The organism is Dyella telluris, from assembly GCF_014297575.1.
Lineage (GTDB): Bacteria > Pseudomonadota > Gammaproteobacteria > Xanthomonadales > Rhodanobacteraceae > Dyella > Dyella telluris.
In genome coordinates, this window is the sequence record NZ_CP060412.1 from 3,720,888 (window position 1) to 3,742,855 (window position 21,968).

The following is a 21,968-nucleotide window of genomic DNA, read 5'->3' on the forward strand; positions in this document are numbered from 1 at the left end:
CTCAGGCGGGTTCCAGCGCATTGGCCAGCTCGGCCAGCCGGTCGCGCTGAACCAGTACCTGCATCAATTGGCCCAGCACCAGGCGGGTCGTCTCGTCATCGGCGTGTGACGCCAAGGGTTCCAGCCATGTGGCGTCGTCCGTGGCGGTCTGCGCGGCGAGCCCATTTGCCAGCGCATCGCCCAACTGGGCCAGCGCATCGACGGCGGCCCTGCCGGCCCGGTCCACTGCCTTGCGGGCGACGGGCGACGCAATGACTTCCCGGTTCACGCCAAGCGCGGAAAGCTGGCCCAGCAGTGTGTGCGCGGCGGAAAGGAAACGCAGCAGTGTTTCCGTGCCGCGTCGATGCCGGCCGGGTTCACGCAGCATGTTGGCGAGCACGGCGCTCAGCGTGGCACTGGCGTTGTGCGCATCGCGGCGTGCGATGCGGTAATCGAGATCGTCACGACGGCCGGTGTCGTACTGCCGGATGATCTGCTGCAGGTAGCGCGCATCGCTGCGCGCCATGTCGGCCAGTACGTCGTTGAATCGCCGACCCTGCCAGTCGGGCAGCACGAAGCGCATCGCCAGCGCGGCGATGGCTGCGCCGATCAGCGTGTCGAGCATGCGTGGCCACATGACGTCGTAGCCGCTGCCCACCTGGTTGAAACACAGCACCACGAACAACGTGATCGCCGCGGTCGCGGTGGTGTAGCGGCGCAACCTCGCGTGAAAGAAGATCACGCCGGTAAGCACCATCAGTAACGCCTGCCATGGGCCGAACGGCACCAGCCGCAGCGTTGCCCAGCCAAGCACCAGGCCCACGATAGTGCCGGCCACGCGCTGCAGCAGTCGCACCCGCGTGGCGCCGTAACTGGGCTGACACACCAGAAGCGTGGTCAGGAGTACCCAATAGCCGTGCATAGGATGCACCGCATGCAGCACCGCATAACCGACCAGCAACGCCAGTGCCAGGCGCAGCGCGTGGCGAAAACGAAACGAGTGGGGCGTAAGCTGCAACCGGATGCGATCCCACGCTTCCCCCGGCGACTGTGGCCCCGGGTTCTGCAGCACACGCTCCTGCTGGTTGCCCGGAAGTTCGCCGGGCTTGTCTCTGGCCAGTTGTTGCTGGATGGCCACCACGTTCCGCACCAGTGCATCGAGCGCACGGAGCAGGTGTGCCGCGGGCGGGTGCGGCTGTTCGCGCAACGCAGTGAGCGAGCCCTGCAGGTCCTGTACCGTCGCCTCGCTCAGCGTGTTGGCAACGGGCGTGGTTTGAAGGCGCATGGCGCTGGCGCGCTGGCGACAGGTGCGCGCCTCCAGCCGCAGCAGATGCTCGCAGCGGAACAGCACGTCGCTGTGGAACAGCGCTTCGGCCAGTGCGTCATACGGATAATGGGCGGAGCTGATGCGTTCGTGGATGTCCTGCGCCAGGAAGTACATCTGCAGGCGCATGGCCGTTGCGCCCCGCGGACGGCGCGCACCGATGCGGTCCACCAGCACCAGACGGCTGTCGTTGAGGGCCTCCACGACACGCTCGTTCTGCATCGCCAGCGACCATTGCAGCGCTTCGCGATCGACGCCATGAACCGGGGTAAACAAGGCGGCCTTGCCTTCCAGATAGTCCGCCAGCGCGTCGAACAGGCGGGCAAGCGACAAGCGCAACGCCTGCTGCGGAGCCAGCACGCTCCACAACAAGGACAGCACGCCGTACCACCCGGCACCGGCGAGCAACAAGGCAGGCTGGTACCACCACGGCCCACCGGCGGCCTGGTCCGCGCCGATCATGGTGTAGACGGCAAGCAGCAAGGTTGCCCCGGCCACGGTGGCATAGCGTTCGCTGGCGGCGCCCAGCATCACCAGGGCAAAGGTCGACAGCGGGAGCCCGATGGCGAACAAGAGGGGATAGGGGAAAAGCCATTGCACCGCGAACGCGGAGACGGCGAAGCAGGCCAGCGTCAGCACCAGCGTGGTCAGGCGATTACGCCAGTGGTCTTCGGTTTCGGCCAGGGCGCAGGCGATCACGCCCAGCAGGATCGACACGACCGTATTGACACGACCGGTGCCGAAGCACCAGGCAACCGCGCCACCCAGCGCCAGGAGCACACGCAGGCATTCGGCGTAGCGGTCGGAGCCGCGGAGGCGACGCCAGCGCTGGAGGAGGGGGGCGAGCATGGGGGACAGGATACGATGCGGCAGGGGGATTGTTGGTGCTTTGGTTTGGGGTGTTTTGGGTGGCTGGGTTCACGCGGGGACGGTTGTGCTCGTCATTCCGGCGTAGGCCGGGGGCGCCGTTTGACTGCCGAAGGGTGGGTCATCCAGTGCCTTTGCACTCTGCCTTCGGTAGTCACGCAGGCGCCAGCTTGCCGCTTACGCAGCGGAGGCGTTTCGACCTCCTGCCGGAGGTCGAGTCACTTTTCTTTGCTGGCCCAAAGAAAAGTAACCCAAAGAAATGGCCTTAAAGGCTCGCAGCATGCCGTTAGGAAAAGCCCGAACGGCTGAGGATCGTTGTTGCTTGGCAACCTCCGCCTCTACACAGCGGGTACTGCAATGCGCTTCGCAACGCGCCGAAGCGGAGAGGACTTAACGCCGAGCGTCGTGCCGCAGGGCGGCACCTCCTTCCTTGCCACTTGGGTGTTCACGTTGAACATCACCTGTCGCTCGTCCTCTCCCGTTCGGGAGAGGACTGGGGTGAGCACGGAGGTGAGAAAGAAACGGGCATCACACGGTGCGAGAGACCCCCTGTAGGAGCGCACCTTGTGCGCGACCGCAGCGCCGTGTCGATACCGCTCCGTCAGGTGGTCGCGCACAAGGTGCGCTCCTACAGACAAGCTAAGCCGGCACTCAACAGGCCGTCGCCCCTGGACGCGATGTGCAGCGCAGCTGCACGAGCCTTCGGCTCCAGGCTCTTGACCTACCCGCCCCCTTGAGCGGCGGTGAGGGGCGGACGAGAAGGCCCGCAGGGGGATCGGCAAGGATGCCGATCCCTTTTCGACAGGACAGGGAGGTCCTGTCGAAAAGCCCGGCCGACCCTCACGGACCGGCCGGCCTTATCGGCCGGCGACGCGATGGGGGTGCCCTTCTCTTTGGTTACTTTCTCTTGGGCAAGCAAGAGAAAGTGACCCGGCCTCCGGCAGGAGGTCGGAAGCCCGCCGCAGGCGAGCCCGGTCGCCTTAGCGCGACAACCGAGGGCAAGAACCGAAGTCGCTGGCCCCACCTTGACCAGCCATATGGCTGTTGAAATGCGCCCCGCTGGAGCGATAGCCAAAAAAGGAAACGCCGATACAAGCACCAGCGCGTTTCCTCCTTTCGGCGCTGCCCCAACGTTCGCTGCTTCGCACAGCTACAGCCATCCAAGCACCCCCGGTACCTCGCAGGAGAGGCGAAGCCAGACGTGCCGCGTCGCATCCCCGCGCATGGAAACCACCAGGAACACCAAAAGAAAACGCCGGCCCATGGCCGGCGTTTTCATCAAACCAACTACCCCGAAACTTACTGACCGCGCATGCGACCAGCAAAGCGCGGGCCATGGTTGCCCATGGTCGGCAGCTTGATCTTGCCGATGGCGTCGATGCGCTCTTCGGCCAGGCGATCGGCGGCCTTGTAGGTCGGCACGCCCTGCGTCTTGGAGATTTCGAAGATGCGGCCCAGGTTGTAGTAGATCGTGCGCATCATGCGCATGGCGCGCTCGCGGTTGTAGCCGTCGATTTCCAGCGACACGTTCATCACGCCGCCGGCGTTCACGGCGTAGTCCGGGGCGTAGAGCACGCCACGGCGCTGCAGTTCGTCGCCGATGGCGTCGGTGGCCAGCTGGTTGTTGGCGGCGCCGCAGATGATCTTCGCCTTGATGCGGTCGATGGTCTGCTCGTTGAGCGTGCCACCCAGGGCGCACGGCGAGTACACGTCGGCGTCGACGTCGTAGATCTCGTCCAGGCCCACGGCTTCGCAGCCCAGTTCATCCACGCAACGCTGCACGGCATCCTTGTTGATGTCGGTGACGAACACCTTGGCGCCCTGCTCGCGCAGCAGCTTGATGAACTCGCTGCCCACGTGGCCGCAGCCCTGCACGGCGTAGCTGTACTTGCCCACGTCTTCGTTGCCGTGCTTGACCTGCAGCGCGGCCATCAGGCCCTGCAGGGTGCCGAACGCGGTGAACGGCGACGGGTCGCCGGAGCCGCCGTGCACCTGGTGCACGCCGGTCACGTATTCGGTTTCACGGAACACGTATTCCATGTCGTTGACGTCGATGCCGACGTCTTCGGCCGTGATGTAGCGGCCGTTGAGCGAGTTGACGAAGCGGCCGAAGGCGCGGAACAGCGCCTCGGACTTGTCCTTGCTCGGATCGCCGATGATGACGGCCTTGCCACCGCCCAGGTTCAGGCCGGCCACGGCGTTCTTGTAGGTCATGCCGCGGGACAGGCGCAGCACGTCGTTCACCGCGTCCTGCTCGCTCTTGTACGGCCACATGCGCAGACCGCCGAGCGAGGGGCCCAGCACCGTGTTGTGGATCGCGATGATGGCCTTCAGGCCAGCGTCCTGGTTGTGGCAGAAGACGACTTCTTCGTGACCCGTTTTGGCGATGGTTTCGAAAATCATTGGAACGGAGACTCCACGTTTGGCGGCGCTTGTGGGGAAGGCAGCCGCAGGAATGGAGGCGGGGGTCGATCCAGTGCGGCCCCGCCGGGGTACTAACTACAGCCTTAAAGTCAAAACCCCGACCAGAGGTCGGGGCGGTGAATTTAGTCCGATAGTCTAGTACGTCCCCGGGGCAACGGTTGCTGCGATGCCGCAAGTCGTTGGCGTACGGGGGATTTTGTAAACCGCCCCGTACGCCAGCCGGTCAGAAGGTCACCGTGGCCCGCAGCCAGTAATAGCGGCCCATCACGTCGTAAGTTGCCACGTCGGTGTTCGAGTTGGTCACGTTGTTCTGGTACAGCAGGGGCGGCTGCTTGTCGCTCAGGTTGTCGATGCCCAGATCCACCCGGGTGTGCCAGGGGGCGAAGTCGTAGCCGGCCTGGACGTTGTGGTAGGTGTACGCGCCCACCCGGCGCACCACGGCCGGGATGGACAGGTCCGCCGACAGCTGCTGCTGCTCATCGGCACTGCCCACCTGGGTGCGGCCGATGTACCGGATGCGCCAGCTCGCGCTCCACGGACCGTGCGTCCAGCCCAGCGTGGCCAGCCCGCGCCAGCGCGGGAAGTTGCCGTAGGCGTAGGTGTATTTGCCGGCATTGTGGATGGTGACGGCGGTGGGGTCGGACGGATCGGGGTTCACGTCGTAACGCGCCACGTAGGTGGTGTCCAGGCGCACGTTGAAGCGGCCGAAGCGCGTTTCGTCGAAACGATAGGCCACCGTGCTGTCCACACCCTTGGTGGAGAGTGCGCCCAGGTTCACCGTGGGCTCGGCCACGTAGTTGATGTTGCCGGTGTTGAAGCGGTGGATGAAGTTGCAGAACGGGCTGGACGCATTGGCGTAGCACTGGTTGAGCACCGTCTGCGCCGAGATGGTGGTAATGGTGTCGTTGAGGTTGATGCGCCACACGTCCGCGCTCAGCGACAGGCCCGGCAACCACTGCGGGTCGTACACCACGCCGTAGTCGAACGATTTGCCCTGTTCGGGCTTGAGCTGGTACCCGGCAGGCACGGCGCCGGACGCCTTGGCGGAGATCTGCGGATTGGCCTGCTGGTAGCTACCGTCCGTGGGCACGTTGGCACACGCCGCGCTATGGCCGCCCGTATAGAAGTTGCACGGGTCGTTGACCGTGGGAGCGTCGTTGGCAATGCCCGAATACAGCTCGTAGATATTCGGCGCGCGGAACACCTGCGAAACCGTGCCACGCAGCAGCAGGTCCTGCACGGGGCGCCATTCCAGCGCCACCTTGCTGCTGGTGTTACTGCCGGCAGTGCTGTAGTCGGAGTAGCGCGAGCCCAGCGTCACGTTGAGTGCCTGTGCGCCGGGCAGGTCGGCCAGCAGCGGCACCAGTGCCTCGGCGTAGGCTTCCTTGACGTTGAAACTGCCGGACAACACGGTGGTGCAGAACTCCACCACGCCGCACAGGCCGTTGGCATCGCCCACGGCCAGCGGATCCGCCCATGAAGACGTGCTCTCCTTGCGATAGGACAGGCCCGTAGCCAGGCTCACGTCGCCTGCGGGCAGGGTGAACAGGTTGCCGTTCGCGTTCGCCTCGAACTGCTTGACGATGTAATCGTTGGTAGCAGTGGGGTTCACCTGGATGTTGCGCAGTGCCGCGATGGTGGTGGGGTCGTTGACGTTGAAAATGTTGATCGGCGTGCAGTTGGCGACGGGGCTGCCGGGCGTGCCGCAGGTGACCTTGCCGGTCGAGGCGTCCAGGAACGATGGCCCCAGCCCCTGTTCGAGCTGGGCATAGTCCAGGAAGCCGTAGTTCACCGACTTCTGCCGCACCTTGCCGTAATTGACGTTGGCATCCCACTGCCACGAGCTGTCGCCGAAGTTTCCGCGCAGGCCCGGCGTGAACTGCATGTTGTAGGTCTTGTACACATAGCGGCGGTAGCCCAGCGTGGTAAAGCGCGTGTTGAAGTCGCCGTAGCTGTCGCCAGTGACGCGGTCGGTGCCGAAGTTCACGCCGAACGGGTTGTAGTAGCTCTGTGCGGACACGATGAAGTTGTCGCCGTTGGCGAACACCGGCACCGGCGCAATCTGCGAATCGGATTCCGTCTTGGTGTAGTAGAAGTTGGCGTAGCCCTGCACCGCATCGCTGAACTTGTACTTGCCCAGCAGGAAGAAGCTGTTGCGCTCCTGCGGCGTCTGCAGGATGTTGTCGCCCTGGTAGTTATAGGTGTCGGCGTTGCTGTAGCAGTGGTAGTCGTTGAGTGTGGTCGTACCGCTCACGCCCGGGTTCAGCGACACGCGCGAGCCGCAGCCGATCTGGCCGGCTACCGCATGCGGCAGCGTGATGGATCCCACCGGCGTGGCCGACGAACCGCTCACGATGACCTGTCCATTGCTCAGGTTCAGCGCATCGCGGGAGAACGCGCGGTCGCTGGCCGACACCGCATCCAGACTCTGGTGATCGATGCCAGCGACGATGCTGCCGCGCTCGCCGGTGTGGCCGGCGGTCAGCGAGAAATGACGGCGGAAGCCGTCGCTGTGGCTGCTTTCACCGAAGTCGCCGGAAAACTGCACGCCATCGAACTTGTCGCGCAGGATGAAATTCACCACGCCGCCGATGGCATCGGAACCGTAGATGGCCGACGCACCATTGCTGAGCACCTCCACGCGATCAATTATGTTCGCCGGAATGCTGTTGACGTCGTTGTAGGCCAGACGTATGCCGTTGACCAGGATGAGCGTGCGTTTGTCGCCCATGCCGCGCAGCGAGATGGTGGCGGCGCCGGTGCCGCCACCGTTGTTGGTGTTGGCGTTGGTCGCGTTGCCGGCGACGGAAGGCAACTCCTGCACCAGGTCGCCTAGCGTGGCCTTGCCGCTGGCGGCGATCTGCGAACGATCCACCGTCACCACGGGGTTGGCGGTTTCCACATCGATGCGGCGAATGCGTGAGCCGGTCACCGTGACACTGTCCAGCGTCTTGGCCTTGTCGGTGCTGGGTGGCGCATTGCTGGTAGAGGGTGCCGCATCCTGGGCCTGCGCAGCGGCGGGCATCAGCACGGCCATCAGGGCAATAGGCGCCATCAGGGCCAGGGCGAGCGGTTTAGGTCGGAAACAACGGGCGGCGGACGGCGGGTCGTACGTGGGATGCATGAGGTTCCTCGCGTGACGTGTCGGCTGGGGCGGAGTTCAGCGGCCATTTCTGCAGGCAGCACGAGGCCGTGTCGGGCCAGGCCCAACCGGATCGTCCTGCCGTTGTGGAGGCGCGGCGGCGCGCGAACGCCTGCTGCGTCCCTCGGTTGCCCGCCGTTGCGACGGCGGGCAGGGTGGTGCGATCAGCTGTTGCCGGTCGCGCCGGGTTCCGATTGCCAGTACACGGCGTAACGCTCGCCGTACACCTGGTTGAGCGGTGCAACGGCGAGCCTGCCGTCGCGCGTGTGAGCTTCGAAGCGCAGATCCTGCGCCGACAAGGTATTCATCCACGGCGCCTCGCCCGCGCGCCCGGCGGTGACGCGTGGCGCGGGCCAGGGCTTGGGTTCGGGCTTGGGCGCGGCGTCGTAGCCGCAGTACTGCATGTCGTGGGTCAGGCCCTTGTCACCCAGCCGGGCGGCCAGCACCAGTGGGCCGTACAGCGTGGCCTGCAGGTTGTCGTCGCCGGGCAGCGACTCGGTGGTGAGGCGCATGGGCAGGTCCATCTCGACGCGGTCGCCGTCATGCCATTCGCGCCTGAGCGTCAGGTAGCTGCCGGGCGAAGCGAACACATCCAGCGTCTGGCCATTCAGCCGCACGCGCGCGCCGCTGCCGATCCACGCGGGGACGCGAAGATTGAGCGCGAACGTGGCGGGCGAAGCCAGGCCAAGGCGCAGGCGGGTCACGGGCTCGCGCGGAAAAGCGGTTTCCTGGCGCAGGCGCAGCTTGCGTTCGGGCCAGTCCAGTTCGGACGGAATGAACAGGTTGACGTACAGGTCGTCGTCGTCGCGGAAGTAGATGCTGTCGTTGAAACGCGCGAATTCCTCCGCGCCCGAACCGGTACAGCACCAGAACGAATCGGTGGGCGAGTTGTAAAACTTCGCGGCGCCTGGCTGCAGCGGGTAGTAGTAAAGCTTCATGCCGTCGGCATCCTGCGTGCCGAGTCGCGCGTTGTAGAGCGTGCGTTCGTAGTAGTCGAATGCGCGCGGGTCACCGTTCCACGCGTAGACCTTGCGGGTCAGCTTCAGCAGGTTGTAGGCCACGCAGCATTCGGCGCTGTACAGGCCAAGCTGGCCCTTGAGATCGCCGGGCGGGGTGTTCCAGAACTCATCGTTGCTCGATCCGCCGGTGGCGTAAGTGCGGTTGTGCGTCACCGTTTCCCAGAAGAATTCCGCGATGCGCCGGTAGCGCGGTTCGCCGGTGAGTTCATAGCGGCGGGCCGCGCCGATCACCTTGGGCACCTGCGTGTTGCTGTGCAGGCCCTGCAGTTCGTCGCGATGCGCCGACAGCGGATCGAACAGCGACACCTGGTCAAAGCGGTGTGCCGCATCCAGGTAGCGGCCATTGCCGGTGATGGCGTAGAGCTCGTACAGCGCATCGTTCATGCCGCCGTACTCGGTCTTGAGGATGTGCGCCATCTCCACGTCGGAGAAACCGTTGAGCCAGCGCACCGACCAGTTGCCGATGCCTACGGCCACCTGCAAAGCCTGCGCATTGCCGGTGTGCTGATACATGTCGAGCATGCCGACCAGGATCTTGTGGATGGTGTAGAACGGCGCCCACACTTTCTGCCCGCTGCTCAACCGGTCGAAGAAACTCTCCGGGAAAGCGCTCAGATAGCCATTCGGACGTTGGCATGCCGCCAGTGCGGATACCAGCTGGTCGCCGCGCTGCTTCAGCTCCACATCGCCGGTGGTGGCGAAGGTGAGGGCAACGGCGGAGAGGTAGTGCCCGCCGGTGAAATGCCCGCGCAGTTCGCAATCGGGCTTTTCCCAGCCACCGAAAGGCTTGGCGGTGGATGCGATGCCGGCCTGTACGCGGAAGCTGTGCGCCAGTCGGTCCACCGGCAAGGTATGCAGGTAGCGCTGGTTGATGGCTGCCGCCCGCGAGAAATCGCTGTCGAGCAGGCGCACCTGGCCAAGGCCAAACGATTGCATGCGGCGAACGGACTGGTCCGGTACACCGGGGCCAGCGGCAGGCGTTGCTGACGTCGACGTATCGGCGACGTCCGGCGCAAGCGCCATGGCTTTGGGCAACACCGCAAGCGACGCCAGCGTCGTGGCTGCGCGCTTGAGAAAGCGCCTGCGGTGATCGACGCGTTCAGGCATGAGTCCTCCCCGACCAGTCTGAGCATCCATGGAACCGGCGATGCACGTGCGATGCGCATTTCCGATATGTATTTCATCGTGCCGTCACATCGACGGCACGTCTTGTGTCATTTGCGGATATCGGGTGCGGAATCCCGCATAATTTTCCGCCGCCATGCCAGCGTTCATGATGGCCGGCGTCACTCCCCGGCCATCACGCCGACAGGTCAGTGCGGTGCGTCCACGCGGACCAGCCATACATCGTGACGAGCCAGCGCGATGGTCTGCTGATCGGCCAGCGATACCGGCTTGCCGCTCCACAGGTCCTTGCCCTGCTGGGTGCCATGCAGTCCGAGCGCGGCCAGGTTCAGACGGAACGGATGCGTGCCCGCATGTCGCTCGCTGCCCACGTTGAAGACGGCAATGGCCATGCCGCCGTGTTGCAGCGGTCGTGTCCACACTTCCACTTCGCCCTCGGCGTAGGCGCGCGTGGCTTGCTTGCCCAGGGGATCCTGGTCGATGGCGATGACCTCGCGATTGCCAAGGATGCTCTTCACTTCCGGCGACATGTGCGCCAGATCGTTGCCGGCGAGCAACGGGGCCGCGAGCATGGCCCACCAGCTGAAATGCGCGCGGTTTTCCGCAGGGGTGAGCTTACCATTGCCGACTTCGAGCATATCGGGATCGTTCCAGTGGCCCGGTCCGGCGTAGCTGGCCAGGCCTGCCTGCTGTGACGCGATGGCGTAGATGCGATCCCACTCAGGCGTGATGTCGCCCGTGGTACGCCACAGGTTGCCGCCGACTTTCGCGCCGGGCGCCCATTCCCACACCGCGTCCCAGCCGTACTGGCACAGCGAATAGACGATGGGGCGTCCGGTTGCCGCCAACGCGTCGTGCATGCGTTCGTAGGCGCCGGTCATCAGGCGCATCTGTTGCGCCGGGTCGTGCGGCGCCTTGGCCTGCATCTGGTCCTCGATGAAGCTGCACAGGTCGTACTTGAGATAGTCCACGCCCCAGTCGGCGTAGCTGCGTGCATCCTGCGCCTCGTGTCCCAGCGAACCGGTGAAGCCGGCGCAGGTCTTGGGGCCCGGAGAGGTGTAGATGCCCAGCTTCAAGCCCTTGGAATGGACATAGTCCGCCAGCGCCTTCATGTCGGGAAAGCGTGCGTTGGGATGGATCACGCCCTTGGCGTCGCGTTCGCCCTGCCAGCCATCATCGATGTTGACGTAGACGTAGCCGGCGTCACGCATGCCGCTGCTGACCAGGGCATCGGCCGCCGCGCGCACGTCGGCGTCGGTGACTTTCTCGGCGAAGAAGTTCCAGCTGTTCCAGCCCATCGGCGGCGTTGCCGCCACGGTGTCGGCCAGCGCGCCGCTACCGACGGATGCTGCTGCCATGCCCAACGCGAACAGGATGCAACGGGACAATCGCATGGTTCACCTCGTCAACGGAAAAGTGGCGCGCAGGGCGCGATAGCCGGCGTCGTTATCCGGCGGTGCCAAGGGCCAGGCGGCTGTGGCGTCGGCCATAACTCATGTAGAGCACGCAGCCCAGCACCAGCCAGATGCCGAAACGCACATAGGTGATCCACGGCAGGCCCCAGATCAGCCAGCACGAGAAGCCCACGCCGATCAGCGGTACCAGCGGCACCAGTGGCGTGCGGAAGGGACGGTGCAGTTCCGGCTGGCGCCAGCGCAGCACGGCCACCGCCGAACAGATGATGATGAAGGCGCCTAGCACGCCGATATTCACCAGCTTGGCCAACTCATCCAGCGGGAACATGCCCGCCGCGACGGCCGTCACGCCACCGAGCAGGAACGTGGATCGATGCGGCGTGCGCCAGCGCGGGTGCACGGCGGCAAACCAGCCCGGCAGCAGGCCATCGCGGCCCAGGCTGAAGCCGATGCGTGCGCCGGCGAGCAGGTTGGCGAATATGACGCTGGTGATGCCGCATACCGAGGCCAGCGAGATCACGATCATGGCCCACGGCAGGCCGATGCGCAGGAACGCATTGGCGACAGGGGCGGCGTTGTCCAGCGTGGTGTACGGCACGATGCCGGTGAGCACCAGGCAGATGGCGATGTACAGGATCATCGCGATGCCCAGCGACAGCAGCACCGCACGCGGCAGGTCGCGCTGCGGGTTGCGCGATTCCTCGGCGGCGGTGGTGAGCATGTCGTAACCGAACACCGCGAAGAACACCACGGCGGCACCGGTCACCACGCCATGCATGCCGAACGGCATGAAGGGATGCCAGCGCTCCGGTTTCACATAGGCCGCGCCGGCAATGACGATCAGTGCCGCACCGGCGATCTTGATGCCGACGATCAGCGTGTTGAAACGCGCACCCCATTCCATGCGGATGGCGAGCAGGGCGGTAATCAATACCGAAATGGCCACCGCCGGAAGGTTCACCACGCAACCCGGTGCGCTACCCCACGCGCCGCGCGCCCACACCGGTAGCGGAATGCCGGCGGCATCCAGCAAGGCCTGCATATAGCCCGACCAGCCTACCGCGACTACGGCGGCGATCAGCGCATATTCCAGCAGCAGGTCCCAGCCGATGATCCAGCCGGCGAACTCGCCGAGCACGGCGTAACCGTAGGTGTAGGCGCTGCCGGTGACGGGAATCAGGCCGGCGAATTCCGCGTAGCACAGGGCCGCCGCCGCGCTCGCGATGCCCGCGATGATGAAGGACAGCAGCACGGCCGGCCCTGCCTGCGTGGCCGCCACCGTGCCGGTCAGCACGAAGATGCCCACGCCGATGATGCCGCCCAGGCCGATGGCCGTCAGTTGCCACAGCCCCAGCACGCGGCGCAGTCCGCTGCCGCCTCTGGCGGCGTCGCCCTGCAAGGTCTCCACCGGCTTTCGCCGCAGCATGTCGTTGATCAGGCTCATCGGTTCTCCCCCGGGAAAGCATGTTCTGGTTGTCAGGGCGCCGGGCAGGGCGAACCTGTGTGAGTCGGTACGTTTACTTCGTGGCGTAAGGTGACTTGCCGCCGTCAGCGATGAACTTGTCGACTTCTTGCTGCAGCACCGGCAGCGGCACCGAACCCAGCGACAGTACCGTGTCATGGAAGGCACGCAGGTCAAAGCGTTCGCCCAGTGCTTTCTCCGCTCTGGCACGCGCATCCACGATGGCCAGTTCGCCGAGGTAATACGACAACGCCTGCCCCGGCCAGGCGATGTAGCGATCCACCTCGGTTTCGATTTCGTGCTCGCTGAGCGCCGTGTTGTCGCGCATGAAGGCCTGCGCCTGTTCGCGCGTCCAGCCCTTGTGGTGCAGGCCGGTGTCCACCACCAGACGGGCGGCGCGCCACATCTGGTAACTCAGGTAACCGAAGCGATCGTACGGGGTGTCGTACATGTCCATCTCCACACCCAGTCGCTCGCAATAGAGCGCCCAGCCTTCGCCATAGGCAGAGATATAGGTGTAGCGACGGAAGTCCGGCAAGCCTTCGTGTTCGGCGGCCAGCGGCATCTGGAAGGCATGGCCCGGCGCGGATTCATGCAGGGTCAGCGCGGTGAGCGAATACAGCGGGCGCGACGGCAGGTCATAGGTGTTGACCAGGTAAACGCCCGGGCCGCCGCGGCCACCGGTGTAGAACGGCGCCAGGTCCGCCGGTACTGGCTCGATGGCGAAGCGTTGGCGCGGAAGTCTGCCGATGTAGTTGCCGACCTTGCCGTCCACGCGTTTGGCGATCCATGCAGCGTCCTTCAACAGCTCATCCGGGGTCTTGGGGTAGAACTTCGGGTCAGTGCGCAGGTAGTGCAGAAACTCGGGGAAGCTGCCCTTGAAGCCGCTGTCCTGGATGGTCTGGTCCATCTCCTTGCGGATGCGCGCCACTTCCTTCAGGCCCAGCTCGTGGATGGCGTCGGGCGTCATGTCCAGCGTGGTGAATTCGCGGATCTGTGACTGATAGAAGGCCTTGCCATCGGGCATGGCATCGGCGGCCAACGTGGTGCGCGCCTGCTTCATGTAGGTGTTGCGAATGAAATCCAGCAGGGTGGTATAGGCGGGGATCACCGACTGCGCGATGGCATCGCGTCCCTGCTGGCGCAACTGCGCCTGCACGTCAGCGGGAATGGTCGCGGGCATCTTGCGGAACGGGGTGTAGAACAGGTTGTCGTCGCCCTTGGCATTCACGACGTCGGCAATGGACAGGTCCCGACCGGTGAGGGTCACGCGAGGCACGCTGAAACCCCGCGCCAGACCGGCACGCATGTTCACGGTCTGTTCGTTGAAGTAGCGCGGAATGTCCTTGAGCTGGGCAATGTAGTGGCGGTAGTCATCAGCCGTGCGCAAGGTGCGGCGTGCGGTGAAACCCAGGTTGGTCCAGAACGCAGTGTCGCTGTTGAACGGCATTTCCCAGGTATGGAAGTGCTGGTCGGCCAGCAGGGTCTGGATCTGGTTGCGATACACGGCGTAGTTGGCCGGATCGTCGCCATGCAGGTCCTGCGGCGAGATGGCATCCAGCTGCTTGAGCACATCGGCCCAGTAGTGTTCGCGCATGGACTGGGTGGCGGCATCCACCTTGGGCAGGTGGTCGGCGAGCGAGGAAGCGTGGTTGTCCTCGTCATCCTCGCCCTTGAACTGCGCTTGTCGCCAGGCCCACTCCTTGGTGTAGATCGCGTGGAAGCGGGTGGTGGCATCGTCGGCCGCGTGAGATGGAAGAGCGGCGGCGAGGCTGAGCGTGCAGGCGAGGGCGAGGAGGAGTGGCTTCATGTCGCTGTCCTAGGAGTAACCCTTTGTAGGAGCGCACGTGTGCGCGACAAGCCAGCCTGGCGGTGACGCTGCCGGCTTGCGGTCGCGCCCCAGGGCGCTCCTACAGGGGAGGGGTGAAATCATGCGAAGGGTTGGTCGATGGCGAGCGACGGTGGGGTGAACCACGCGGCACCGTTTTCGGTGACGTAGAAGTGATCCTCCAGCCGCACGCCGAAGCGGTCGGGCACCACGATCATCGGCTCGTTGCTGGCACACATGCCCGGTTGCAGTGGCGTGCGGTCGCCGCGCACGAGGTAAGGCGCCTCGTGGATGCTCATGCCGCAACCATGCCCGGTGCGATGCGGAATGCCCGGCAACTGGTAGTCCGGCCCCAGTCCTGCCTTTTCCACCACGCGGCGCGCAGCAGCGTCCACGGTTTCACAGCTCACGCCGGGACGGATGGCCTCGAACGCGGCACGTTGCGCGGCCTGTTCCAGCTCCCAGATGCGCGCCTGTTCGGCGCTGGGGCGGCCGAATATGTAGGTGCGGGTGATATCGGAGTGATAGCCCTGCACGGTGCAGCCGGTATCGATCAGCACCAGTTCGTCGGGTTGCAGGTACTGCTCACCCGGCACGCCGTGCGGATAGGCGGTGGCCTGGCCGAACTGCACGATGCAGAAGGTCGAGCCGTTGTCCGCACCCATGGCGCGATGGGCCTCGTCGATGAAGCGGACGAGTTCGCCGCGACTGATGCCTTCGCGCATCAGTCCTGCAGCGAGACGGTGCACCTGCAGCGTCATCGCCGTGGCCTGCTTCATCAATGCCAGTTCCGCCGGCGACTTGCACATGCGGCAGCCGTCGACGATGGCACTGGCGTCGTCCAGCGACGTTCCGCCGAGCACGGCGCGCAGCCGCTCGGCCACCACGTACGGTGCGGCCGGATCGAGCGCGAGGCTGCCGGCACCGCGCTCGCGCAGCGCATCGGCCACGAGTTGCTGGGGATCTTCGTGCTCTTCCCACAGGCGCACGTCGGCGGGAATCAGCAGCACACGTTCCAGCGAGCCGGCTTCGAACGCAGGACAGATGATGATGGGCGCGCCACGCGCCGTCAGCAGCATGCCCACCAGCCGTTCGCTGGCGCCCCACGGCACGCCGGTGAAGTAGCGCAACGAGGTGCCGGCCGTGATCAGCAGTGCATCGGTGCCGTGCTCACGCAGCAGGGCGCGGGCATGGTCGAGCCGCTGCTGGTATTCGTCCGCGCCGATGGGCGCGGCGGTGTCGTGCCATGGCGCGAGCGATGCGCGCGCCTGTGCAGGGTCGAGTCCGCCGATCTGTGCTGCCATCAGGCCTCCTTCGGGCCGAGATCGTCCGTGCGCCACACGCCATCCACCAGGCGAGCCACGCCGCCGGGGTTGTTGTCGCGCAATTCCGCCGGAAGTTCATGCTCCGGCACGTTGTCGTAGCAATGCAGTGCGGTGAATCGCGTGATGGCGGCCGGCATGCCCACGGCGGTGAAGCCGGGGTGGCCGGTGCTGGGGTAAGGGCCGCCATGGTTCATGGCCGGGCTTACCGCCACGCCGGTGGGCATGCGGTTGCCGATCAGGCGGCCCACGCGCGGGCGCAATGCCTGCGCCACGGTGGTCCATGCCACATCGTCGGCACCGTCGTGCGCGCTGTAGAGCGTGCCGGTGAGGTTGCCCTCGAAAGCCCGCGCCACGTCGGCCATCTGGGACACGTCACGCACACGCACCAGCAGGCTCACGGGGCCGAAAGCCTCGGTCTGCAGGCGAGAGGGTTCGCGCAGGAACTGTTCGGCATCCACGCTGAGTAGTGTGGGTGCATAGCGGTAGCCAGGGTCGCCGGCCTTGCCACCGGCGAGCAACGCGGCACCCGCGTCGCGCAGCGTAGCCACGCCCTGTTGCAGGTGATCCAGCACGCCACGCGAGAACAATACGCCGGGTGCCGCCGCGGCGAAGTGCGCTGTGGCTTCGGCAACAAAGGCATCGCCGGCATCGCCGTGCGGCACGATCACCACGCCAGGGTTGGTGCAGAACTGGCCACTGCCCATGGTGCACGAGGCGAAGAATTCCTGCGCCAGCGCCGTGCCGCGTTCGGCGAGAGCGCCCGGCAACAGGAACACCGGATTCACGCTCGACAGTTCCACATAGGCCGGGATACCCGCGGCATCGGCGGCGGCCTTCAGTGCCAGGCCGCCGGCGCGGCTGCCGGTGAAACCGATGGCACCCAGTCGTGCGTCGCCGGCAAGCCGCGCACCGACGGTGTAGTCGAAGTGATAGAGCATCTGCACGGTGGCTGCCGGCAGCCCCGACTGCTTGAGCGCCGCAAAGGCCGATCGCGCCAACCTTTCGCTGGTGGCCGGATGCGACGGGTGCGCCTTGGCGATTACCGGATTGCGCGCCGCGATGGCAGAAGCGAAATCGCTGCCCGCGATGGCATTGAAGGCGAACGGGAAGTTGTTTGGCCCGAACACCAGCACCGGCTTGGACAGGGGCGCGCGGTGTGCGCGAATGCCGGCGGCGGTGTCGATCACCGGTTGGGTCCACGCATGGCTGCGCACGGCTTTTGCAGCCAGGCGCAACTGGTTGGTGGCGCGCGGCAGCTCCACGGCGGCGAGCCGTGGATGTTTCGGCAACGCAGTTTCCATATGCGCAAGTTCGACCAGCGCCTCCGCATCGGCTTCGATGGCGGCGGCGTAGGCTTCAAGGAAATCGGCGATGCGTTCCGCCGGCGTGGCGGCCAGTTCATCGGCCACCGCGACGGCGGCGCGCAGCGCCGCCTCCACGTCCGCTGCGCCGCAGAGCGGGTAAGCCGGCCCGATCGGTTCCCCGGTGGTGGGGTTCTCGGCGCGGAAGGCACCAATCAGTTCGAGGGGCAGGCGCCAGTCGCCGTCGACAAGCAGCGGTTGCGTATTCATGTCAGAGCACCGGTGCGTTGGCCATGGCGTGATCGATCACGCGCATCGCGGCATCGCGTTCGGCGCCGTGCATGACCAGTCGCGGCGCGCGAACGCGTTCGCTGCCAAGGCCGACCTTTTCCTGCACCAGCTTGATGAGCTGCACGAACTTGGGCACCGTATCCAGGCGCAGCAGCGGCAGGAACCAGGCATAGAGTTCGGCGGCTGCATCGGCGCCGCCATCACGCGCCAGTTCGAACAGCTTCACCGACTCCTTCGGGTAGGCATTCACCAGGCCGGCGATCCAGCCCTTGGCGCCCATGGCCACGCCTTCGACGATGGCGTCGTCCATGCCCACCAGCAATACCAGGCGATTGCCCAGCAGCGAACGCAGCGCGGCGAAGCGGCGCACGTCGCCGGAGGATTCCTTCACCGCCTGCACGTTGGGGAATTCGTTGGCCAGTTCGGCGATCTGTTCCGGCGAGAAGTCGGTCTTGTAGGCAATGGGATTGTTGTAGAGCATGCACGGCAGGTCGGTGGCCGCGATCACGGCACGCAGGTGCGCACCCATTTCACGCCAGTCGGTGGAGTACACGTACGGCGGCAGCACCATCAGGCCTGATGCGCCCAACGCCTTGGCTTCGCGTGCGAGGCGAACGGCCTCGTCGGTGGAGAGCGCGGCAATGCCCGGGATCACCGGTGCGCGACCGTCGAGGGCCTTGACCAGCGTGCGGATGATGGCCAGCTTTTCATCGAAGGTGAGCGTGGCCGCTTCGCCCAGCGAGCCGAGCGGGACAATGCCCTTGCAGCCGCTGTCGATCATCGTGCGCGCGTGCTTGGCGAGGAAGTCGTGATCGACCTGGCCATCGGCGGTGAACGGGGTGGTGATGGCGGGAATCACGCCGTGCCAGATGGATGCGTTGCTCATGGTCAGCTACCTCGGTATGCGTCGTCAGAAGGAAGGGTGGCAAGCCCGGCCAGCGTGGCCAGTCGGGCAGGAAAGAGGGGCGGGCGACCGCCACTGCGGGGAAAACGGCCCAGTTCGGCCAATGCGGTGCCGCAGATGCGGCCCTGGCAGGCGCCCATGCCGCAGCGCGTGGCGAGCTTGGCGGCACGTGCATCGGTAAAGCCGGCGAGCTCCCCCAAGCGGACGTCCTCGCAGCGGCACACCGTGGTGAGTACGTTGGCGAGTTGGTGCAGGCGCGGATCGAGCGCGAAGTGCTGCGCGAGCAAGGCACCGAAGCGCCGTTCGCTGTCGCGTTGCGGTCGCAGTGCGTTGGCGGCGGTGGTGTGGCCCGTAGCCATATGGCCCGCCATGGCGCCTTCGATGCGCGCCACCGCCAGTCCGCCGATGCCGCCGGCTTCACCGGCGGCGTAAACCTGCGCCACGCTGGTGCGCAGCAAGGCATCGACTTTCACGCATGCATGCGTGTGGCTGTCATCCAGCGCACAACCGAGCAACTGCGCCAGCTCGGTATTGGGCACCAGCCCATAGCCCACGGCGAGCAGGTCGCACTCCACGGACTCCATGCCATGCGGCGTGTCGATCTCCACGCCCTGCAACGAGACGTCGCCATGGGCCTTGCGCACGAACGAACCGAAGCGATACGGCACGCCGGCGAGTCGCAGGCGCAGGCCGGCTGCCTGCCAGGCGCGTGCGGGCCAGTGCCGGAGTTGTCGCGCAAAGGCCATCACCGAGGACGAGGGCGCTTGTTCGTGAATGCCCACGACGCGCGCGCCGTGCTTGCGCAGCGTATCGGCGGCTGCGAGCAGCAAGGGACCGCTGCCGCCGATGACCACACGCTTGCCCTTCACTGGCCAGCCTTGCTTGGTCAGCGCCTGCAGGCCACCGGCACCGGTGACGCCAGGCAGGGTCCAGCCGGGGAAGGGCAGCAACAGTTCGCGTGCGCCGGTGGCGAGCACCAGCGAGCCGTATGAAAGCAGGGCGGAGCCCGCGGGATGCTCCACGCGAAGCGCCGTTCCTTCAGTGGCGATCACGCTGTGACGCGCCAGCACGTCCACGCCCTGCAGGCCGTCGATAGCTTGCTGTGCAGCGCGCGGCGCGGGATGCTGCACATCGTGTCGCCACACCTGTCCGCCGGGGCGTGGCTGTGCGTCGAGCAGGCCCACGCGCGCACCGTGCGATGCGGCGGTCTGCGCAGCCGCAAGCCCTGCCGGGCCAGCGCCGATGACCAGAACGTCGTAATGCTCACGCATCGGTCATCACCTGCATGCCTTCGCTGACCGGTGTCATGCATGCACGCACATGGGCAACGCCATCCACCGTCACGCGGCACTCAAAGCACACACCCATGCCACACAGCGGCGCGCGCATGGTTTCACGCACGGAACGACGGAAGTGCAGGGTCTGGTGCGCCACTGCCGCGGCGACGCTCGCACCCGCGGGCACGTCTACCGGTTGACCATTCACGGTGAGTCGAATCCGCGCGCTCATGCGGCCATCCTCGAGGGCGAATACGGCGCCGGATCAATCGCCGGCTGACGTCCGTGAATCAGGTCGATCATCAGTTTTGCGCTGCCCAGTGCCGTGGTGACACCCAGGCCCTCGTGGCCCGCCGCCACCCACTGGTCGATGCCACCGGGTACGGCACCGAGGTAGGGCCGACCATCGGGCGTGGTGGGGCGAAAACCGGTCCAGATGCGCAGTGCCTGCAGTTCACGCAGTCGCGGCACGAAGCTGAAACTGCGCTCCAGCATGCGTTGCACCATCGCGGGCGACACGGTGGCATCGTTGGCGTGGAATTCGCGCGATGAGCCAATCAGGATCTGCCCCGTGGGCCGCGGTTGCACGTTGAACGCCACGCTGCTGTCCGCATCGCCATGGGCGCTGTCGGCATAACCCAGTTCCAGCAGCTGGTGGCGGATCAGATCCGGATAGCGGTCGGTGATGACCAGATGCCCCTTGCGTGCACGCATCGGCAGCATCGGCAGCAAGGCGGGCAGGGCACAGCCGGTGGCGACCAGTACGGGGCCCGAGAGTCGCGTGTCGTCATCCAGTCGCACGCCGCCGCGCTCAAGCGACTGCGCACGAAGGCCCGCGTAAAGTCGCGCACCGCGCGCCTGCGCACGTTGCATCAGGACGTTCGCCACGCGCGGCGGATACACCACGGCTTCGCGCGGCACCAGCATGCCGCCGGCCAGGCCCGCCACCAGGGCGGGCTCCTGTTCGTAGAGCGCCTGCGCATCGAGCGGGTGCGCTTCGATGCCGGCCGCCTTCAAGCGCGCGACACGTTCGCCAGCAGCGGCGAGTTCGCGGTCGTTGCGCGCCACCCACAGCGTGCCGCAGCGACTGAACTCGGCTTCCTTGAGATCGGAAAACGCCTCCCACTGGCCAAGCGAGTAGCGCGCCAGCGCAAGTTCGGCCGGATCGTCGTCCATCGCCACCAGATGTCCCATCGCCGCCGCCGTGGCACCGCCCCCGATGGGGCCCGGCTCCACGATGGCCACGCGCATGCCTTCGGCGCTGGCGGCATCGGCGCAACTGGCACCGATGATGCCGGCGCCGATGACGATCAGGTCGAAGGTGGTGGCGTTGCCGTTCATTCCGCGCCGCTACCCCACGTAAAGGCATCGGCTTCATCGAACATCAGCGTGCTGCGGGCCACCACGAAGGCGGTGCCGGTGATCTGCGGGCGCACGCCGCGCGTGCCGTGCGTGTAGCGGCCTTCGAATACGCTGCCCAGAATGCTTTCCTGCATCCACACCGCGCCCGGCGCCAGCGTGCCGTCGGCGGCGAGGCAGGCCAGCTTGGCGCTGGTGCCGGTTCCGCAGGGCGAGCGGTCATAGGCAAGACCGGGGCACAACACGAAGTTCCGGCCGTCCAGTCCGGCAACCGGCGACTTCGTGTTGACCTCGATGTGATCGATCTCGCCGCCTTGATCGCCGGTGATGCCGTTGGCCTCCAGCGCGTGGCGCACGGCTTCGGTGTAGGTGGTGAGCGCGCGCTGATGCTGGATCTCCACCGGCAGCGGCGTGTCATGCGTGATGAAGAACCAGTTGCCGCCCCAGGCAATGTCGCCGGTGACGGTGCCGTAACCGGGCACGTCCACGCTGACATTGGTGGCGTGGCGATAGCTTTCCACGTTGTCGATGGTGACGCGGCCATCCTCGTGCAATTCCGCACCCACCGTGCCTACCGGCGTGTCGATGCGGTGCTTGCCGGGGCCGATGCGTCCCATGTGCTGCAGCGTGCGCACCAGGCCGATGGTGCCGTGGCCGCACATGCCCAGATACGACACGTTGTTGAAGTAGATCACGCTGGCGCACGCGCCTTCTGTCTGCGGCGGAAGCAGCAGCGCACCCACCACCGTGCTTGATCCGCGCGGCTCGCAGGCAATGGCGCTGCGCCACTTGTCGAAGTCGCGACGGAAGCGCTCGCGCTGTTCCATCAACGAACCGTTGCCCAGGTCAGGGAAGCCGGCGATCACGACGCGAGTCGGTTCGCCACCGGTATGAGAGTCGATCACGTCTATGGTATGCATGGAGCT

14 protein-coding genes are annotated in these 21,968 nt (G+C 66.0%); all 14 read right to left on the bottom strand.

All coding sequences use genetic code 11. From position 1 onward, the window contains the following. Position 1: 1 nt before the first annotated feature. Positions 2-2,152, bottom strand: a complete 2,151-nt coding sequence (yccS, locus tag H8F01_RS16330) for a YccS family putative transporter (RefSeq protein WP_187056118.1) — start codon at positions 2,150-2,152, stop codon at positions 2-4. A 1,317-nt stretch (positions 2,153-3,469) separates the two neighbouring features. Further along, entirely contained in the window at positions 3,470-4,573 is a 1,104-nt protein-coding gene (locus H8F01_RS16335; protein WP_187056119.1) for a Glu/Leu/Phe/Val dehydrogenase dimerization domain-containing protein, read from the bottom strand. A 244-nt stretch (positions 4,574-4,817) separates the two neighbouring features. Then, a complete protein-coding gene (locus H8F01_RS16340; protein WP_238481017.1) occupies positions 4,818-7,718 on the bottom strand; it encodes a TonB-dependent receptor in 2,901 nt (966 codons plus the stop codon). A 182-nt stretch (positions 7,719-7,900) separates the two neighbouring features. After that, positions 7,901-9,862: a glycoside hydrolase family 127 protein gene (locus H8F01_RS16345; RefSeq protein WP_187056120.1), complete on the bottom strand. Its 1,962-nt coding sequence runs from the start codon at positions 9,860-9,862 to the stop codon at positions 7,901-7,903. A gap of 206 nt (positions 9,863-10,068) precedes the next feature. Beyond that, complete coding sequence (locus H8F01_RS16350; protein WP_238481018.1) at positions 10,069-11,274, bottom strand: glycoside hydrolase family 27 protein; 1,206 nt, start codon at positions 11,272-11,274, stop codon at positions 10,069-10,071. Between the two features lie 52 nt (positions 11,275-11,326). Then, complete coding sequence (locus H8F01_RS16355) at positions 11,327-12,739, bottom strand: amino acid permease (RefSeq protein ID WP_187056121.1); 1,413 nt, start codon at positions 12,737-12,739, stop codon at positions 11,327-11,329. Between the two features lie 73 nt (positions 12,740-12,812). After that, complete coding sequence (locus H8F01_RS16360) at positions 12,813-14,567, bottom strand: DUF885 domain-containing protein (RefSeq protein WP_187056122.1); 1,755 nt, start codon at positions 14,565-14,567, stop codon at positions 12,813-12,815. Between the two features lie 119 nt (positions 14,568-14,686). Next, complete coding sequence (locus H8F01_RS16365; RefSeq protein WP_187056123.1) at positions 14,687-15,889, bottom strand: M24 family metallopeptidase; 1,203 nt, start codon at positions 15,887-15,889, stop codon at positions 14,687-14,689. Beyond that, a complete protein-coding gene (locus H8F01_RS16370; RefSeq protein WP_187056124.1) occupies positions 15,889-17,481 on the bottom strand; it encodes an aldehyde dehydrogenase family protein in 1,593 nt (530 codons plus the stop codon). Before H8F01_RS16370 ends, H8F01_RS16365 begins: the two co-directional genes overlap by 1 nt. Position 17,482: 1 nt before the next feature. Continuing rightward, positions 17,483-18,388 (bottom strand): dihydrodipicolinate synthase family protein, encoded by a 906-nt coding sequence (locus H8F01_RS16375; RefSeq protein ID WP_187056125.1) that lies wholly within the window; start codon positions 18,386-18,388, stop codon positions 17,483-17,485. Between the two features lie 2 nt (positions 18,389-18,390). Continuing rightward, entirely contained in the window at positions 18,391-19,677 is a 1,287-nt protein-coding gene (locus tag H8F01_RS16380) for an NAD(P)/FAD-dependent oxidoreductase (protein WP_187056126.1), read from the bottom strand. Further along, positions 19,670-19,915, bottom strand: coding sequence for a 2Fe-2S iron-sulfur cluster-binding protein (locus tag H8F01_RS16385; protein WP_187056127.1), 246 nt, complete (start codon positions 19,913-19,915; stop codon positions 19,670-19,672). The genes H8F01_RS16380 and H8F01_RS16385 overlap by 8 nt, the downstream gene beginning before the upstream one ends. Next, on the bottom strand, positions 19,912-21,024 hold the full coding sequence (locus H8F01_RS16390) for an NAD(P)/FAD-dependent oxidoreductase (RefSeq protein WP_187056128.1): 1,113 nt from the start codon (positions 21,022-21,024) through the stop codon (positions 19,912-19,914). The genes H8F01_RS16385 and H8F01_RS16390 overlap by 4 nt, the downstream gene beginning before the upstream one ends. Further along, entirely contained in the window at positions 21,021-21,962 is a 942-nt protein-coding gene (locus H8F01_RS16395; RefSeq protein ID WP_187056129.1) for a proline racemase family protein, read from the bottom strand. The genes H8F01_RS16390 and H8F01_RS16395 overlap by 4 nt, the downstream gene beginning before the upstream one ends. Between the last annotated feature and the right edge of the window lie 6 nt (positions 21,963-21,968).

Excerpts from the sequence above, each read along its gene's own strand:
- H8F01_RS16395 (WP_187056129.1), bottom strand. The coding sequence starts at position 21,962 with ATGCATACCATAGACGTGATCGACTCTCATACCGGTGGCGAACCGACT.
- H8F01_RS16335 (WP_187056119.1), bottom strand. The coding sequence starts at position 4,573 with ATGATTTTCGAAACCATCGCCAAAACGGGTCACGAAGAAGTCGTCTTC.
- H8F01_RS16360 (WP_187056122.1), bottom strand. The coding sequence starts at position 14,567 with ATGAAGCCACTCCTCCTCGCCCTCGCCTGCACGCTCAGCCTCGCCGCC.
- H8F01_RS16375 (WP_187056125.1), bottom strand. The coding sequence starts at position 18,388 with ATGAGCAACGCATCCATCTGGCACGGCGTGATTCCCGCCATCACCACC.
- H8F01_RS16365 (WP_187056123.1), bottom strand. The coding sequence starts at position 15,889 with ATGGCAGCACAGATCGGCGGACTCGACCCTGCACAGGCGCGCGCATCG.
- yccS (WP_187056118.1), bottom strand. The coding sequence starts at position 2,152 with ATGCTCGCCCCCCTCCTCCAGCGCTGGCGTCGCCTCCGCGGCTCCGAC.
- H8F01_RS16350 (WP_238481018.1), bottom strand. The coding sequence starts at position 11,274 with ATGCGATTGTCCCGTTGCATCCTGTTCGCGTTGGGCATGGCAGCAGCA.
- H8F01_RS16340 (WP_238481017.1), bottom strand. The coding sequence starts at position 7,718 with ATGCATCCCACGTACGACCCGCCGTCCGCCGCCCGTTGTTTCCGACCT.
- H8F01_RS16345 (WP_187056120.1), bottom strand. The coding sequence starts at position 9,862 with ATGCCTGAACGCGTCGATCACCGCAGGCGCTTTCTCAAGCGCGCAGCC.
- H8F01_RS16380 (WP_187056126.1), bottom strand. The coding sequence starts at position 19,677 with ATGCGTGAGCATTACGACGTTCTGGTCATCGGCGCTGGCCCGGCAGGG.
- H8F01_RS16370 (WP_187056124.1), bottom strand. The coding sequence starts at position 17,481 with ATGAATACGCAACCGCTGCTTGTCGACGGCGACTGGCGCCTGCCCCTC.
- H8F01_RS16390 (WP_187056128.1), bottom strand. The coding sequence starts at position 21,024 with ATGAACGGCAACGCCACCACCTTCGACCTGATCGTCATCGGCGCCGGC.
- H8F01_RS16355 (WP_187056121.1), bottom strand. The coding sequence starts at position 12,739 with ATGAGCCTGATCAACGACATGCTGCGGCGAAAGCCGGTGGAGACCTTG.
- H8F01_RS16385 (WP_187056127.1), bottom strand. The coding sequence starts at position 19,915 with ATGAGCGCGCGGATTCGACTCACCGTGAATGGTCAACCGGTAGACGTG.